The 13,907-nt window shown below is 73.6% G+C and carries 13 protein-coding genes and 1 pseudogene; 6 read left to right on the forward strand and 8 right to left on the reverse strand.

Annotation, left to right across the window (positions count from 1 at the left end; all coding sequences use genetic code 11):
• Window positions 1–118: 118 nt before the first annotated feature.
• Together AC1VM9_RS07155 and AC1VM9_RS07160 are read right to left on the reverse strand one after the other, a co-directional pair.
• Window positions 119–1,207, reverse strand: a complete 1,089-nt coding sequence (locus AC1VM9_RS07155; RefSeq protein WP_483122032.1) for an ABC transporter permease — start codon at window positions 1,205–1,207, stop codon at window positions 119–121.
• Complete coding sequence (locus tag AC1VM9_RS07160) at window positions 1,204–2,730, reverse strand: sugar ABC transporter ATP-binding protein (RefSeq protein WP_483122034.1); 1,527 nt, start codon at window positions 2,728–2,730, stop codon at window positions 1,204–1,206. The genes AC1VM9_RS07155 and AC1VM9_RS07160 overlap by 4 nt, the downstream gene beginning before the upstream one ends.
• A 90-nt stretch (window positions 2,731–2,820) precedes the next feature.
• On the opposite strand from AC1VM9_RS07160, the gene AC1VM9_RS07165 reads away from it, so the two are divergent.
• The 3 genes from AC1VM9_RS07165 (at window position 2,821) to AC1VM9_RS07175 (ending at window position 6,599) form a co-directional block, all read left to right on the forward strand.
• Window positions 2,821–4,059 carry an ROK family transcriptional regulator gene (locus AC1VM9_RS07165; RefSeq protein ID WP_481343274.1) on the forward strand — a complete coding sequence of 413 codons (1,239 nt, stop codon included), beginning with the start codon at window positions 2,821–2,823 and terminating at the stop codon, window positions 4,057–4,059.
• A gap of 44 nt (window positions 4,060–4,103) precedes the next feature.
• Window positions 4,104–4,898, forward strand: a complete 795-nt coding sequence (locus AC1VM9_RS07170; RefSeq protein WP_481343269.1) for an HAD-IIA family hydrolase — start codon at window positions 4,104–4,106, stop codon at window positions 4,896–4,898.
• 84 nt (window positions 4,899–4,982) lie between these two features.
• Window positions 4,983–6,599, forward strand: coding sequence for a serine/threonine-protein kinase (locus AC1VM9_RS07175; protein ID WP_483122037.1), 1,617 nt, complete (start codon window positions 4,983–4,985; stop codon window positions 6,597–6,599).
• 215 nt (window positions 6,600–6,814) lie between these two features.
• Here AC1VM9_RS07175 and AC1VM9_RS07180 read toward each other — a convergent pair whose 3' ends face one another.
• The 3 genes from AC1VM9_RS07180 to AC1VM9_RS07190 all read right to left on the reverse strand — a co-directional run bounded on the left by AC1VM9_RS07180 (window position 6,815) and on the right by AC1VM9_RS07190 (window position 8,489).
• Window positions 6,815–7,318 carry a DnaJ family domain-containing protein gene (locus tag AC1VM9_RS07180; protein WP_481343267.1) on the reverse strand — a complete coding sequence of 168 codons (504 nt, stop codon included), beginning with the start codon at window positions 7,316–7,318 and terminating at the stop codon, window positions 6,815–6,817.
• A 102-nt stretch (window positions 7,319–7,420) separates the two neighbouring features.
• The gene (locus AC1VM9_RS07185; protein ID WP_481343266.1) at window positions 7,421–7,615 is read right to left on the reverse strand and encodes a hypothetical protein; all 195 of its coding nucleotides are present in this window, start codon (window positions 7,613–7,615) and stop codon (window positions 7,421–7,423) included.
• 28 nt (window positions 7,616–7,643) lie between these two features.
• The gene (locus tag AC1VM9_RS07190; protein WP_483122039.1) at window positions 7,644–8,489 is read right to left on the reverse strand and encodes a uracil-DNA glycosylase; all 846 of its coding nucleotides are present in this window, start codon (window positions 8,487–8,489) and stop codon (window positions 7,644–7,646) included.
• 131 nt (window positions 8,490–8,620) lie between these two features.
• Between AC1VM9_RS07190 and AC1VM9_RS07195 the strand changes: the two genes are divergently transcribed.
• The 3 genes from AC1VM9_RS07195 (at window position 8,621) to AC1VM9_RS07205 (ending at window position 10,260) form a co-directional block, all read left to right on the forward strand.
• Window positions 8,621–9,109 carry a sigma-70 family RNA polymerase sigma factor gene (locus tag AC1VM9_RS07195; RefSeq protein ID WP_481345420.1) on the forward strand — a complete coding sequence of 163 codons (489 nt, stop codon included), beginning with the start codon at window positions 8,621–8,623 and terminating at the stop codon, window positions 9,107–9,109.
• Window positions 9,106–9,786, forward strand: a complete 681-nt coding sequence (locus tag AC1VM9_RS07200) for a zf-HC2 domain-containing protein (protein ID WP_483122041.1) — start codon at window positions 9,106–9,108, stop codon at window positions 9,784–9,786. The genes AC1VM9_RS07195 and AC1VM9_RS07200 overlap by 4 nt, the downstream gene beginning before the upstream one ends.
• A gap of 225 nt (window positions 9,787–10,011) precedes the next feature.
• On the forward strand, window positions 10,012–10,260 hold the full coding sequence (locus AC1VM9_RS07205) for a DUF2630 family protein (protein WP_481342401.1): 249 nt from the start codon (window positions 10,012–10,014) through the stop codon (window positions 10,258–10,260).
• On the opposite strand, the gene AC1VM9_RS07210 is transcribed toward AC1VM9_RS07205, so the two are convergent.
• The 3 genes and pseudogenes from AC1VM9_RS07210 to AC1VM9_RS07220 all read right to left on the reverse strand — a co-directional run.
• Window positions 10,248–12,143 (reverse strand): glycoside hydrolase family 3 protein, encoded by a 1,896-nt coding sequence (locus tag AC1VM9_RS07210; RefSeq protein ID WP_483122043.1) that lies wholly within the window; start codon window positions 12,141–12,143, stop codon window positions 10,248–10,250. The genes AC1VM9_RS07205 and AC1VM9_RS07210 overlap by 13 nt on opposite strands.
• A 136-nt stretch (window positions 12,144–12,279) precedes the next feature.
• Complete coding sequence (locus tag AC1VM9_RS07215; RefSeq protein WP_483122046.1) at window positions 12,280–13,269, reverse strand: glucoamylase family protein; 990 nt, start codon at window positions 13,267–13,269, stop codon at window positions 12,280–12,282.
• A gap of 112 nt (window positions 13,270–13,381) precedes the next feature.
• A pseudogene (locus tag AC1VM9_RS07220) lies at window positions 13,382–13,906 on the reverse strand (DUF3131 domain-containing protein); the annotation flags it as partial.
• Window position 13,907: the final 1 nt, after the last annotated feature.

The raw sequence follows: 13,907 nt of genomic DNA on the forward strand, positions 1-13,907 counted from the left end.
GAGGGTGTGAGTTGCCGTGCGACCCGGTGACCCGAGGTCGGTGGTGCTGGGTTCCCCTGCAGGACGGTCCCGTCCGTGCCGGCCGGCGAGAGCGGGCGCGGGGGTGCCCCGGTCCGGGCTAGGTCGACCTCGTGCGGGAGACCCGCTGCTGGAGCAGGACGGCGGCCACGATGATGGCTCCCTTGGCCACCGCCTGCGTCGAGGTGTCGAGGTTGTTGAGGGTGAAGACGTTGGTCAGCGTCGTGAAGATGAGGACGCCGAGGACGGTGCCCACCACGGTGCCGCGCCCGCCCGACAGGAGCGTGCCGCCGATGACGACCGCGGCGATGGCGTCGAGCTCGTAGAGCTGGCCGTGGGTCGAGGTGCCGGTGGTCGTGCGGGCCATGATCATGACGGCCGCGATGCCGCAGGCGACGCCGAGCAGGACGTAGAGGTACATGGTCTGCCGCTGGACGCGGATGCCCGCGAGCCGGGCCGCCTCGGCGTTGCCGCCGATGGCCAGGGTGCGGCGCCCGAAGGTGGTGCGGTTGAGCAGGACCCAGCCGATGACGGCGACGATCGCGAACAGGATGACGAGGACCGGGACGCCGAGCACGCTGCCGCCGAAGAACTCGATGAAGCCGCGCTCGCGGACGATCTGGGTGCGGCGCTTGGCGATGATCTCGGCGAGGCCGCGCGCCGCGGCCAGCATCGCCAGGGTGACGATGAACGGCGCTATGCGTCCGTAGGCGACGAGCACCCCGTTGACGAGGCCGCAGCCGGCGCCGACCGCGACGGCCGCGAAGACCATGACGACCCAGTGGACGTCGGCCGCCATCGCCTGGGTGGCGACCGTCGTCGCCCACACCGACGAGAGCGCGACGATGGCCCCCACCGACAGGTCGATGCCGCCACCCGAGATGACGAAGGTCATGCCGACGCTGACGACGCCGATGACCGACCCGAGGCGCAGGATCGTCAACGCGTTGTCGGGGCTGGCGAAGCGGTCACCGCCGGTGAGGATCCCGACGACGACGAGCAGCAGGAGCGCGAGGACGAGGCCCGCGCTGCGGCCGGCGGGCCCGGACAGGAAGCCGGTGAGGCCTCCAGGCGGCCGGGCCGCGGCACCGCCGACGGCCGGGCCACCCTTGGCTTCCTGCTGCTCGCCGTCGTCCCCCGCCCCCACGGTTCCCGGCGTCTGGTCGACCTTCGTGACGTCGGCGCTCATGCCGCGTCTCCCTTCAGGATGATGTCGAGGACGGCGTGCTCGTCGAGCTCGTCGGCCGGACCCTCGTGTCGGACGGTGCGGTCGGCGAGGACCAGCACCCGGTTGGACAGCCCGAGCACCTCGGGGATCTCGCTCGAGACGACGACGACGGCCACGCCCTCGTCGGTGAGCCGGCGCACGAGGGCATAGATCTCGGACCGGGCGCCGACATCGACACCACGGGTGGGCTCGTCGAGGAGCAGGACGCGGCAGCCGCGGAGCAGCCAGCGCGCGAGCACGACCTTCTGCTGGTTGCCACCCGACAGGGTCCGCGACTCGCGGTGCACGCCGCGCGGCCGGACGTCGAGCGACTCCATGAGCTCCTCGGCGGCCGCCACCTCGGCGTCGCCGTCGAGCAGCCCACCGCGGGAGAAGCGCGCGAGGGTGGCGAGGCTGATGTTCGCGGCGAGCGACGCGCCGAGGACGAGTGCCTGGCTCTTGCGCTCCTCGGGGCACAGTCCGATGCCGGCGCGGACGGCGGCGGCGACCGAGCCGGGACGCACCGGCCGGCCGTCGACGAGGACGCGGCCCCCGGTGGCACGGCGCGCCCCGAAGATCGTCTCGACGATCTCGGACCGGCCCGACCCCACCAGCCCGGCGAGGCCGACGACCTCACCCGGCCGGACGTCGAAGGTCACGTCGGTGAACTCGCCTGTGCGCGAGAGGCCCTCGACGCGGAGCACGGGCTCGGCCTCGGGCACGGCCGGCTTGTCCGGGAAGACGTACTCGATGGAGCGGCCGGTCATGAGCCGGATCAGCTCCTGCGTGCCGGTCTCCTCGGCGTCGAGCCCGGTGGCCACGGTGCGGCCGTCCTTGAGGACCGTGACCCGGTCACCGATCTCGCGGATCTCCTCGAGCCGGTGGGAGATGTAGACGACGGCGACGCCTTGCGCGGTGACCTCGCGGATGACGGCGAACAGCTGGTCGACCTCGCCGGCGTCGAGCACGGCGGACGGCTCGTCCATGATGATGAGGCGGGCGTCGCGGGACAGCGCGCGGGCCATGCTGACGATCTGGCACGAGGCGGCCGAGAGCGTGCCGACCTCGGCCGACGGCGAGATCTCGCGGTGACCGAGGCGGGCGAGCAGGCGGGCGGCGCCGCGCCGAGCGGTGCTGCGCTGGGAGAACCCGAGGCGCGTCGGCTCGTGCCCGAGGTAGATGTTCTCGGCGACGGTGAGGCCCTCGACGAGGTCGAGCTCCTGGTACATCGTCGCGATGCCGAGGTCCATCGCGGCCTGGGGGTGGTGGAGGGTCACCGGCGTGCCGTCCCACTCGATGCCGCCCTCGTCGGGCTCGTGGACGCCGGCCAGCACCTTGATGAGGGTGCTCTTGCCGGCGCCGTTCTGGCCGAGGAGGCAGTGCACCTCGCCCGGTCGCACGTCGAGGTCGACGCCGCCCAGGGCGACGACCCCGGGAAAACGCTTGACGACGCCGGTCATCCGCAGCAGCGGGGCGTCGGCTCCATCTCGCCGTCGAGATTCCATGGGCACACCGTGGACCACTTTTGTCGGCCGGTCAAGCAAAAGTTTCTGGCGTGAGACGCGAAAGCCGCGCACATGGCGCGTCAAAGCTGCATGTGCTTGACTTCAAGGGTGCGCCATCCGGAGTCGTCGTCGCCCCACGCCCTCGGCGCCAGCGGCGCGGGCGAGCTGCTCCAGCTGCTCCGCGACGAGACGCCCCGCACCCGCGCCGAGCTGGCCAAGCTGACGGGCCTGGCCCGCTCCACCGTGGGCGCCCGCGTCGACGCCCTCCTCGCCACCGGCCTGCTCGCTCCCAGCGGCGAGGCGGCGAGCACCGGCGGGCGTCCCCCGGTGCGCTTCGCGTTCAACCCCGAGGCGCGCATCGTCATCGGTGCGGACGTCGGCGCCACCCACGGTCGTGTCGCCCTGACCGACCTGAGCGGCAAGCCGATTCGCGAGATCGCCGAACCCCTCGACATCACGGACGGGCCGGAGGCCGTCCTCGACTGGCTCGTCGACGCCACCCAGCGCCTCCTCGAGGGCACCGGCCGTGACGCGTCCGACCTCATCGGCATCGGCATCGGGCTGCCGGGGCCCGTCGAGCACTCCACCGGCCGGCCGATGCGCCCACCGATCATGCCGGGCTGGGACGGCTACGACGTGCCCGCCCGCGTGCGCCAGTCCTTCGACGTGCCTGTCCTCGTCGACAACGACGTCAACATCATGGCTCTCGGCGAGCACGCCACGGCCCATCCCGGCGTCGAGCACCTCCTCTTCGTCAAGGTCGCCACCGGCATCGGCGCGGGCATCATCAGCGGCGGCCGGCTCCACCGCGGCGCCGTCGGGGCCGCGGGCGACCTGGGACACGTCGCTGCGCCCCACGCACCGGACGTGCTCTGCTCCTGCGGCAACACCGGGTGCCTCGAGGCCGTGGCGAGCGGGCCCGCGATCACGAGGTCGCTCAGGCAGCTCGACATCGCAGCGGAGAGCAACGCCGACATCGTCGAGCTCGTCCGGGGCGGCAACGTGCCCACGGCCCACGCGGTGCGCCAGGCCGGGCGCACCATCGGGGAGGTGCTAGCCACGTGCGTCAGCCTCCTCAACCCCGAGGTCATCGTCATCGGCGGCTCCCTCGTCCAGGCCGGTGAGAGCCTCGTCGCCGGGGTCCGCGAGGTCGTCTACGGGCGGTCGCTGCCGCTCGCGACGGGCGGCCTCCAGATCGTCGTCGCCTCGACCGGGGTCCAGGCCGCGGTCATCGGGGCCGCGACGATGGTCATCCAGCACGTCCTCGACGCCGACCGCGTCGACCTCGTCATCGCCCGGGGTGCCGCGGCTGCCGCGTCCGCGTCCTGAGCGCGTCCCCGGGGCCCCAGGGCACCAGCCACCACAATGGGCCCATGACCGATCACCGGCCCGTCGACAGCTGGCTCACCGACATGGACGGCGTCCTCGTCCACGAGGAGGACGCCATCCCCGGAGCGGCCGAGTTCATCGCCGCCCTCGAGGCATCGGGCAAGCGGTTCCTCGTCCTGACGAACAACTCGATCTTCACCCCGCGCGACCTTGCGGCACGCCTGCGACTCAGCGGGATCCGCGTTCCCGAGCAGGCGATCTGGACGTCGGCGCTCGCCACGGCGCAGTTCCTCGCCGACCAGCGCGGCGGCGGGAGCGCCTACGTCGTCGGCGAGGCCGGGCTCCTCACCGCGATGCACGACATCGGGTTCGTCATGACCGAGCGCGACCCCGACTACGTCGTGCTCGGCGAGACCCGCACGTACTCGTTCGAGGCGATCACGCGGGCCATCCGGCTCATCGACAACGGCGCCCGGTTCATCGCGACCAACCCCGACCCGAGCGGCCCCAGCGCCCTGGGCAAGCTGCCGGCCACGGGGTCGGTGGCGGCACTCATCTCGACGGCCACCGGGCGCCAGCCGTACTACGTCGGCAAGCCGAACCCACTCATGATGCGCAGCGCGCTCAACCGCATCGAGGCACACAGCGAGACGACCGTCATGGTCGGTGACCGCATGGACACCGACATCATCAGCGGCCTCGAGGCCGGCCTGCGCACGGTGCTCGTGCTCACCGGGTCGACGCAGAAGCACCAGATCGAGCGGTTCCCGTACCGGCCGAGCCGCGTCGTCGACTCAGTCGCGGACCTCGTGCCGCTCGTCGGGCACCACGAGGACTGAACCGGCGGCCGCGGACGCCCGGACGCGTGTGCGACGCGGCCGGGCGGGGTAGGACTCCTCTGGCCGACGAGAGGGACTCCAGCAGTGAGCCAGGAACGAGACGTCGTCGCGGGGCGCTACCGCCTGCTCGACCAACTCGGGTCCGGAGGCATGGGCCAGGTGTGGCTCGCCTGGGACGAGCGGCTGAGCCGGGCGGTCGCCCTGAAGCGGCTGCATGCGCCGGTCGGCCTCCCCCAGGACGAGGCCGACCTTGCCCGCGAGCGTGCGATGCGGGAGGCGCGGATCACGGCGCGCCTGCACCACCCGAACGCGGTGCCGGTCTACGACGTGGTGGACGCAGACGGTGCGCCTTGCCTCGTCATGCAGTACCTGCCCTCCCGCAGCCTGCACGAGGTCCTCGCGGCCGAAGGCACGCTCGATCCGCGCGAAGCGGCCCGCATCGGTGCCGGGATCGCCGGAGCCCTCGCGTCGGCCCACGAGGCCGGCATCGTGCACCGCGACGTCAAACCGGGCAACATCCTGCTGACAACGACCGGGACGCCGTTGCTCACGGACTTCGGGATCTCCCGCGGCCGTGGCGACGCCTCGCTCACGGTGAGCGGGCTGCTGACCGGCACGCCGGCCTACCTCGCGCCCGAGGTCGCACGGGGCGAGGAGTCGACGCCGGCCGCCGACGTCTTCGCGCTGGGGGCCACCCTGTACGCCGCCGTGGAGGGCACGCCGCCCTTCGGGGTGGGCGACAACCCGATGGCCCTGCTGCACCAGGTGGCCTCGGGCCGCATCGACCCTCCGCGTCGCGCCGGGCCCCTGGAGCGCGTCCTCGTCCGCATGCTCGCCGCCGACCCCGAGGCGCGGCCGCTCATGGCGGAGGCCGCGGCGGCCCTGGCCGCCGTCGCCCGCGGCGCGGGCGACACCGTGGCTTTCGCGGCCGAGGCGGCCGAGGCGGCCGACGGCCCAGCGTCCGAGAACGCCCCGGTGGGCCACACCGCCGTCCTGCCAGTCGCACCCGACCCCGATGACCGGCCCGTCCCGCCCGATGCAGCGCCCGACACAGCGCGCGAGCTCGCGGGGGAGCCGCCCGACCGTCGGCGCCGGCGACCGGCGCTGCTGGTGCTCGGGGCTGCGGCGGTGCTGGCAGCGCTCGTCCTCGTCCTGGTCCTCGTCACGCGCGAGGGCCCGCTGACCACGTTGGCGCCGAACCCGGGCGGGTCGTCCTCGGCCACCTCGTCCTCGACGCCGGCCACGTCGCCACCCCGGACCACATCTCGGCCGACGTCCACCGCCCGGACCCCCACGACGACCCCCAAGACGACCCCGAGCACGTCCCGACCGGCGCCGACGCGTCCGTCCGCGAGCACGGCGTCACCCGGACCGCCCACCGCCGCCGAGCTGGCCGGGGCGATCCGGGACTACTACGCCGTGCTGCCGGGCGACACCGACGCCGGCTGGGCCCTGCTGACGCCGCGCTATCGCACGACGACCGCGGGGGGTCGCCAGACCTACGAGCGCTTCTGGGCAGCGATCGACCGGGTCCGCGCCAGCGCGGTCGACGCGTCGCCCCCGTCCTCGGTCGTGGCCACGCTGCGCTACGACTACAAGGACGGTCGCACGTACCTCGAGCGGACCGACTTCACGCTGGTGCCGGAGGGCGGCCGTCTCAAGATCGACCGCAGCTTCGTGCTCAGCAGCCGACAGCTCTGAGCGTCACACCGGGCGCCTTCCCTGCCGACCGCGGTCCGCTGACCGGCCGACCGGCTGACCGGCTGACCGGCCGACCGGCTGACCGGCCGCTTCGAGGGGCTGCGGTTCGGGGCACGGGCGGCGCGGACCCGACCCGCGCCTGCCCCGAACCGCTGCTCGTGCCCCGAACCGCGGTGGGTGCCGCGTCAGGTGGGGACGCCGAGGAGGAAGCCGCCTCAGCCGTGGCCGAAGAGGCGCGACCACCACGAGCGCGCGGGCGGGCGGGCAGCCGCGGCGGCGGCCTCGCGCTCGGCGCGGGCGCGGCGCAGCTGCTCCTCGCGCTCGTCGCGCAGGACCCGCCAGGCGGCGACCATCTCGTCGACGTCGAGCGTCCGCGCCAGCACCGGTGGCAGGTTGCCGACCACGGGCCGGAGCCGGTCGGCGAGCACCCGCCTGTTGTAGTCCTCGATGATCTCGCGCACCTGCTGCTCGGTACGCACGTCGGCCAGTGCACCGGGGTAGGTGGCAGCCTCCTTGCGCAGCGCGAGGGGGCCCGGCAGCGCACCGCCGAGGTCGAGGTTCTCGCGCTCGGCGAACCGCTTGACCCACCAGTCCGGGTCGCCGGAGTCGCGCAGGTCGAGCGGCTTGCCCGCCCCGGGCAGGTTGTCGAACTCGCCCCGCTCCTGCGCCTCGCGGATCTGCCGCTCGACGGCACTCTCCCAGTACGGCTGCCCGGACATGTCTCCACGCTAACCGACGGCCTGGGCTCGGCAGGCGCTCGATGGTGGGCCGTCGGGGATGGGCCGGGCTCTCGCGCGGAGGCACCCGGCACCTGGGCCTCCTCAGCCGGCCTGCAGCTCGCGCAGGACGGGATGCTCGAGGTCCGCGGGCGAGGCGCATCCGTTGGAGCAGGCCAGCGCAGGTTCCCCGTCCTGCCGACCGACGCGCCACGCGGTCCCGCCGTGCACGGGTTCGGCGGTCACCGTCACGGTGCCGCCGCACCCCTTCGTCGGGCACGGGATGCTGATCGTCTCCATGCTCGACAGCGTAGGCGTGACGGGCCCCTCACAGCCTGGCGAGCACCTCGTCGAGCATGGCCTCGGTCAGCTTGCCGGTGAAGGTGTTCTGCTGGCTAACGTGGTAGCTGCCGACGAGCCGCACCACCCGGCCCGACGCGGTGACGAGTCGCGCCTCGGCACCGTGGCCGAACCGTGGCTTGGGCCTGGGCACCGCCCAGCCGCGGCGTCGGGCGGCCCTGAGCGCTGCGTCCCAGCCGATCGACCCGAGGGCTAGGAGCGACTCGACGTAGGGTTCGGCGAGCTCGAGGTCACGGTCGAACCACGGCGCGCACGTCGCCTTCTCCTGCGTCGTCGGCTTGTTCGCCGGTGGAGCGCACCGCACCGTGGCCACGATGCGCAGGCCGGTCAGCTCGAGGCCGTCCCCGGCCGACACCGCCGTCGGCTGGTTCGCGAAACCCGCCCGGTGCAGCGCGGCGTACAGCCAGTCACCGGAGCGGTCGCCGGTGAACATCCGACCGGTGCGGTTGGTGCCGTTGGCCGCTGGGGCCAGACCGACGACGAGCACGCGGGCCTTCGGGTCCCCGAAGGAGGGACCGGGGCGTCCCCAGTACGGCTGGTCGGCGAACGAGGCCCGCCGGCCGGCGCGCGCCACGGACTCCCGCCAGTGGACGAGACGCGGGCAGGCCCGGCACACGCTGACGCGCGCGTCGAGCTCGGGCACGGACGCCGCCGTCCGCGCGAGCCGCACCACCTCCGCCGCGGTGTGCGCCACCGGCGTCGACGCGTCGGCCGGGTCGCCGGGCCAGCCCGTGCCCGGCGGGACCGGGGAGGGGAAGAGCCGGCCGGTCAGGGGGTGCGGGTCGAGCGGCTCGAGCGCGTCGTCGGCGTCCATGGGCCCCACGCTAGGGCGACGTGAGACGGTTCAGGGGTGGTCCGGTGAACCGGGTGCGCACCCGCGTCGTCCTCGGTTCGGGGACGGTCGCACGGTGCACGACCCGGGACGCGCAAGGAGGTGAGCGTCGCATGCCGCTCGACGACGACGCCGTCGCGGCGATCTACCGCGAGCACGGCCCGATGCTGCGGCGTGTCGTGTGGCGCGCGACGAGCGACGCGAACCGGGTCGACGACATCGTCCAGGAGGTCATCCTGCGCGTCTGGCGTCAGGCACCCGAAGCGGACAACCTCCGCGCGTACCTCATCACCACGGCCCGGCACCTCATCGTCGACCAGCACCGCGCCGCGACCCGCCGCCCGCAGCAGGCCCAGCTCGTCGACGTCCCCGAGGACGACGCCGCCCTCGACCACGCGCTCGACCAGGTGCTCGTCGAGGAGGCGCTCGGCCGCCTCCAGCCCGCCCACCGCGACATCGTCCGATGCCTCTACTACGACCGGCTCTCCGTGGCCGAGACCGCCGTCCGCGTCGGGGCGCCCGAGGGCACCGTGAAGTCGCGCGCCTTCTACGCCGTGCGCAACCTGCGCGCGATCCTCGACGAGATGGGAGTGACCCGATGACCCCCGGGCCGCACGACGTGCACGTGCTCCTCGGCGCGTACGTGCTCGGTGGCCTGTCCGACGACGACCACCGCACCTTCACCGAGCACCTACGCACGTGCCGGGAGTGCCAGGCCGAGCTCGGCCAGGTGTCCGGGCTCCCCCGGCTGCTCGACCTCGCCGGGCCCGACGGCGGGCCGCACCTCGCGGACGCCGACGCGACGCCCGCGGCGGCCCTCCCGCCGGTCGGGGGCGAAGGCGTGGCCGACCTTCTGGCGGAGGTCTCCCGGCGGCGGCGGCGGCGCCGGGCCTGGCTGTCGGCCGTGGCAGCAGCCGCCGCCGTCCTGCTCTTCGCCGGCGGCGCGTGGCTCGGTCCGCAGATGCTCACCTCGACCCCGCCGACGGCGCACTACGTCGCCGCGGCCGCCCCGGGCTCCACGGTCAAGGTCGACGTCGCCCTGGTGACCCGTGGCTGGGGCACCCAGCTCGACATCGACTGCGAGGACATGCCGAAGGAGGGCGAGCTGCTGCTCTACGTCATCGACCGCAACGGCAAGGCCATGACCGCGGCGTCCTGGCGTGCGACGACGTCCGGCTACTCCCGGGTGACCGGAGCGACCGCCCTGAGCCCCGACCAGATCGAGGCCATCGAGGTCCGCACCGGAACCGGCAGGGTCGTCGCGTCGGCGCGGACGTGAGGGGCAACGCTCGAGGGCCCGGTTCGCGGGTGCGCGGGGCTGCGATACCGGGCCCTGGGTGACGGTTCACGTACCACAACGGGCCAACCGCCGAAGCTGGGAGCGTCGGGTCGAGTCCGGTTCTGTCCGGTCTGCGACCCTCACACCGATCAGTGCCGATCCCACCGCCGCAGATACACGCCGGGAGCCTCGGGCCCGGGCATCCACCCCGTGCGACACTGTGGCATGGCTGACGACGTGTCCATCCAGAGCCGCATCAAGTCGCTCATCGACGAGGAGCACGCCCTGCGCGAGTCGCTCGGCAAGGGCGAGATCACCGTCGACGACGAGCACGCGCGCCTCGGCAGCATCGAGGTCGAGCTGGACCAGTGCTGGGACCTGCTGCGCCAGCGTCGAGCCCGGCGCGAGTTCGGCCAGGACCCGGAGGAGGCTCAGGTCCGCTCCGAGCGCACCGTCGAGGGCTACCTCGGCTGAGCCGCCGCCGTCTCGACGGCGAGGCCGTGGCCGAACGGGAAGAGCGGGTCGTCGTAGCCCGGCACGTCCTCGCCGTGCCGGCGGACCTGCTCCATGGAGCGGGGCAGGTCGAAGGGCAGCTTGCCCTGCGGGGCCTCGAGGCCGGTCAGGGCGTCGACGAGCGCGTCGTCGCTCGTGCCGTAGCTGGCCACGATGGTCGTGGCCACGGGCAGCAGCGGGGTCAGCACGGCCGGCCGGTCCAGGACGACGTCGAGCACGAGTGGGCACACGGCGGCGAGCCGGCCGAGCCGGTGCACCAGCCCCGGCGGGAAGTCCAGGGACCCCTGGTGGAACCACGACTCGAGGAACAGGTCCGCGCGCGGCTCGAACGGGGCGGTGACGCGCACGACGGCGACGTCGGCGTCCTGCGGCCGGTCCACGACCCTGCCGAGGCGGCTCGCCGCCTCGGCTGACAGGTTCTCGACGTAGACGCGCAGTCCCCGGCGAAGCGGCAGCGTCGCCTCGGCGCACGTGACGTTCGACGCGGCCGCTCGGGCGCCGGCGGGGGCGCCGTTCTGCAGCACGGTCACCGACCGCGCCTGCACGGCCCGGCCCAGCTCGCGGAAGTCCGCTCGGCCCACGGTCGCGGCGGCCGCGTCCTCGTCGACGTAGGGGTTCTCGAACAGGCCGAGGCGGAACTTCACGGCCAGCAGGCGCCGCGCGGACACGTCGATGCGGTCCTCGGTGACGCGGCCCGCCTTGACGAGGTCGATGAGGACCTCGACGCACTCCTCCCCGCCGAACTGGTCGGCCCCGGCCTGCAGGATGAGCTCCATCCGGCCGGCCGGGTCCAGGTGCTCGACGCCCCAGGCCCGGGCCGGGAGCACCTGGTCGCCGACGTGGTTGTCGTTGACCAGCTCCCAGTCGGTGACGACGACGCCGTCGTAGCCCAGCTGCTCGCGCAGCAGCCCGGTGACGATCTGCCGGTTGTAGCCGAACCCGACCGGCTCGATCGGCTCGCCGTCGATCCGCAGGCCCACCGGCATGCCGTAGTAGGGCATGATCCCGGCCGTGCCGGCCGCGATGGCCGGCGGGAACGGCTTGAGGTGCTCGGCGAACCGGCCGCCGGGGTAGACCTGCTCGCGGCCGTAGGGGAAGTGGGCGTCCTCACCGTCCTTCTGCGGCCCGCCGCCGGGGAAGTGCTTGCTCGTGCAGGCCACGCTGCCGGGCCCGAGCGACTGGCCCTGGAAGCCCTCGAGGTAGGCCACGCCGAGCTCGGTGACGAGGTCCGCGTCCTGGCCGAAGGTGCCGGCCTGTCGGGCCCAGCGCGGCTCGGTGGCCAGGTCCAGCGTCGGGTGCAGCGCCGCGCGGATGCCCACGGCGACGTACTCCTGCCGGGCGACGTCGGCGAAGGTGCGCACCAGGTCCGCGTCGCGCAGGGCGGCCAGGCCCAGCGGCTCGGGCCACTGGGAGAAGGCGCCGGCCGAGAACGACACCCCGACGTTCTCGATGAACGCGTGGCGCGGGTCGGTCGAGATCGTCACCGGGATGCCGTGCGGCGTGCGCTCCGCGAGCGACTGCAGCGCGTTGCTCCACCGGGCGGCCATCCGCGGGTCGGCCAGCGCGTGCACGTTGAAGTGGCTCAGGTGCTTGTCCAGCACCACTTGCGACGTCGGCGACTTGCTGATCGCGCCCGGCGCCTCGAGGACCGAGCCGTCCGTGCCGGCCTCGATGACGGTCTGGAACATCAGGCCGACCTTCTCCTCCAGCGACAGCCGGCCGAGCAGGTCCTCGACCCGGTCGGCCACCGGCAGCCGGGGATCCTCGTACGGGTCCATCCGGCCGTTGCCGTTCAGGTCGCGGTACACGACCCCGTCCTCGGAGATGCTCGTCTCGGGTCGCACGGGTAGAACCCTTTCATGGTGCAGGTGGACGCAGGGGAGGCGGAAGTGGGGCCGTGGCCGCCCGCGTGAGGGGGCCGCGCAGGGCGGGCGGCCACGGCGTCGGGAGCCGGTGGGCTGCTCCCGACGGGTCGAGCGGTCAGGCGAGCCCGGCGCCGAACTGCTCGATGCCGATGACGGGGCGCAGGCGCCGCTCGACGGCCGGCGTCGCGAAGCCCCGGCGGATGACGTCGCGTCCGAGCACGTTGCCGGCCACGCCCATGACCATCGCCTGGTCGAGCGACAGGTAGCGCCGAGCCACGGTCCCGGAGCGCACCGCGACCGCGTCGAAGAACCCGCCGCGGCCGTAGGCGTCGAGGTCCGCCTGGAGGTTCGCGAGGTTGGTGAACGCCTCGTCGGGCTCGTGCAGCATCGCCAGGAAGGCGGCGTGCGGGGTGACGACGCCGTCGCCGTAGGTCGGGTTGGGGTTCGTGGCGGGGCGGCAGTCGCCGAAGCCGGGGTCGTAGTTGGTCTTCTCCCGGTCGGAGAAGTAGCCATCGGGGTTGAGCCCGAGGGCGTCGACGCCGTACTCGCGGTAGGTGCCGAACGGGTCGCTCGAGGGGCTGAAGCCCCAGTAGCCGTAGCCGGCGTCGTCGAGGCCGTGCTCGCGCTGGGCCCGCACGTGCAGCGGGTGGTTGCGGCCCCAGCTGTTCGGCGCCCACTCGGCCTCGGGGACGAAGACGTCGGGCATCAGCTCCTCGAACATGCTGCCGCCCCAGCCGGGCACGACGTGCAGGCCGCGGTAGGTGTACGCGCCCTCGTAGACGTCGACGCCGAGGTAGGTGCGGTGCTCGCCGACGGGCTGCATCTCCTGCCAGGACCAGTCGCAGCCGGCCGGGAACGTGCGCCACATGGCGTAGTACTGGGCGCCGGGGATCTGCCCGGTGAGGATGCCGAGGTAGCTGGTGATGCGCGTCTCGGAGACCGTCGTGTCGTAGTGGTGGTTGGTGTACCAGACGTCCGGGCCGACGCCGATGTGGTTGCCGGTGTAGCCGGAGAACCCGGGCGGCGGTGGCGCGTCGTAGAACCCGCCGTGGATGAGGCCGGGCTTGAGCGCCACGTTCGTGTCGTAGAACATGTCCCAGCGCATCCGGCCGAAGATGCGGGAGGCCCACGGTGCCGCGGCGGCGTCCGAGCTTCCGGACGACGAGCAGCGCCGCGCCGAGCCAGCCGTTGTCGACGCTCGACAGGAACGGGTAGACGCGGCTGCCGTCCGTGGGCCACGTCGTCAGCACCTCGCCGGTGGCCTCGTCGTACCAGTTGTAGTACATGCCGCTCGGCTCGTGGTGCTGCATGCGGTCGAGCGTCTTGAGCGTCCGGATGAGCCGGGCCGACGCCTCACCGCGGCCGATGATGCCGAGCTCACGGGCCGCGATCGTGGACCACATGTAGCCGCCGATGTTCGTCGGCGAGGTGTATCCCGAACGGTCCTCTGGGGCAAGGCTTTCCGGGATGTTGTCGGCAGGCAGGCCGGTCCTGGGGTCGGTCATCGCGACGAGGCTGCGCCAGGTGTCGGCGGCCCACGTGCGCACGCGGCCCGCGTCGAGCGCACGCGTCCGGGCCTTGAGCCCGCCACGCAGGAAGGCGGGGGCCGATCCGGTGCGGGTGGTGGCACCGGCCGGCGCCGCCGGCGGGAGGGCGAAGGCGGCCAGGGCGGCGGCGCCGCCGACGAGGAGGCTGCGTCTGGTCGGGGTCGAGGACGGGGTGGGACCGGGACGGTCGGACATG

It is taken from the genome of Monashia sp. HAY1-11D, assembly GCF_056868035.1.

Coding starts and splice junctions, on each gene's coding strand:
- AC1VM9_RS07180 (WP_481343267.1), bottom strand. CDS start 7,318: ATGTCCGGGCAGCCGTACTGGGAGAGTGCCGTCGAGCGGCAGATCCGC.
- AC1VM9_RS07170 (WP_481343269.1), top strand. CDS start 4,104: ATGACCGATCACCGGCCCGTCGACAGCTGGCTCACCGACATGGACGGC.
- AC1VM9_RS07195 (WP_481345420.1), top strand. CDS start 8,621: ATGCCGCTCGACGACGACGCCGTCGCGGCGATCTACCGCGAGCACGGC.
- AC1VM9_RS07155 (WP_483122032.1), bottom strand. CDS start 1,207: ATGAGCGCCGACGTCACGAAGGTCGACCAGACGCCGGGAACCGTGGGG.
- AC1VM9_RS07205 (WP_481342401.1), top strand. CDS start 10,012: ATGGCTGACGACGTGTCCATCCAGAGCCGCATCAAGTCGCTCATCGAC.
- AC1VM9_RS07160 (WP_483122034.1), bottom strand. CDS start 2,730: ATGGAATCTCGACGGCGAGATGGAGCCGACGCCCCGCTGCTGCGGATG.
- AC1VM9_RS07190 (WP_483122039.1), bottom strand. CDS start 8,489: ATGGACGCCGACGACGCGCTCGAGCCGCTCGACCCGCACCCCCTGACC.
- AC1VM9_RS07185 (WP_481343266.1), bottom strand. CDS start 7,615: ATGGAGACGATCAGCATCCCGTGCCCGACGAAGGGGTGCGGCGGCACC.
- AC1VM9_RS07200 (WP_483122041.1), top strand. CDS start 9,106: ATGACCCCCGGGCCGCACGACGTGCACGTGCTCCTCGGCGCGTACGTG.
- AC1VM9_RS07165 (WP_481343274.1), top strand. CDS start 2,821: ATGTGCTTGACTTCAAGGGTGCGCCATCCGGAGTCGTCGTCGCCCCAC.
- AC1VM9_RS07215 (WP_483122046.1), bottom strand. CDS start 13,269: ATGCGCTGGGACATGTTCTACGACACGAACGTGGCGCTCAAGCCCGGC.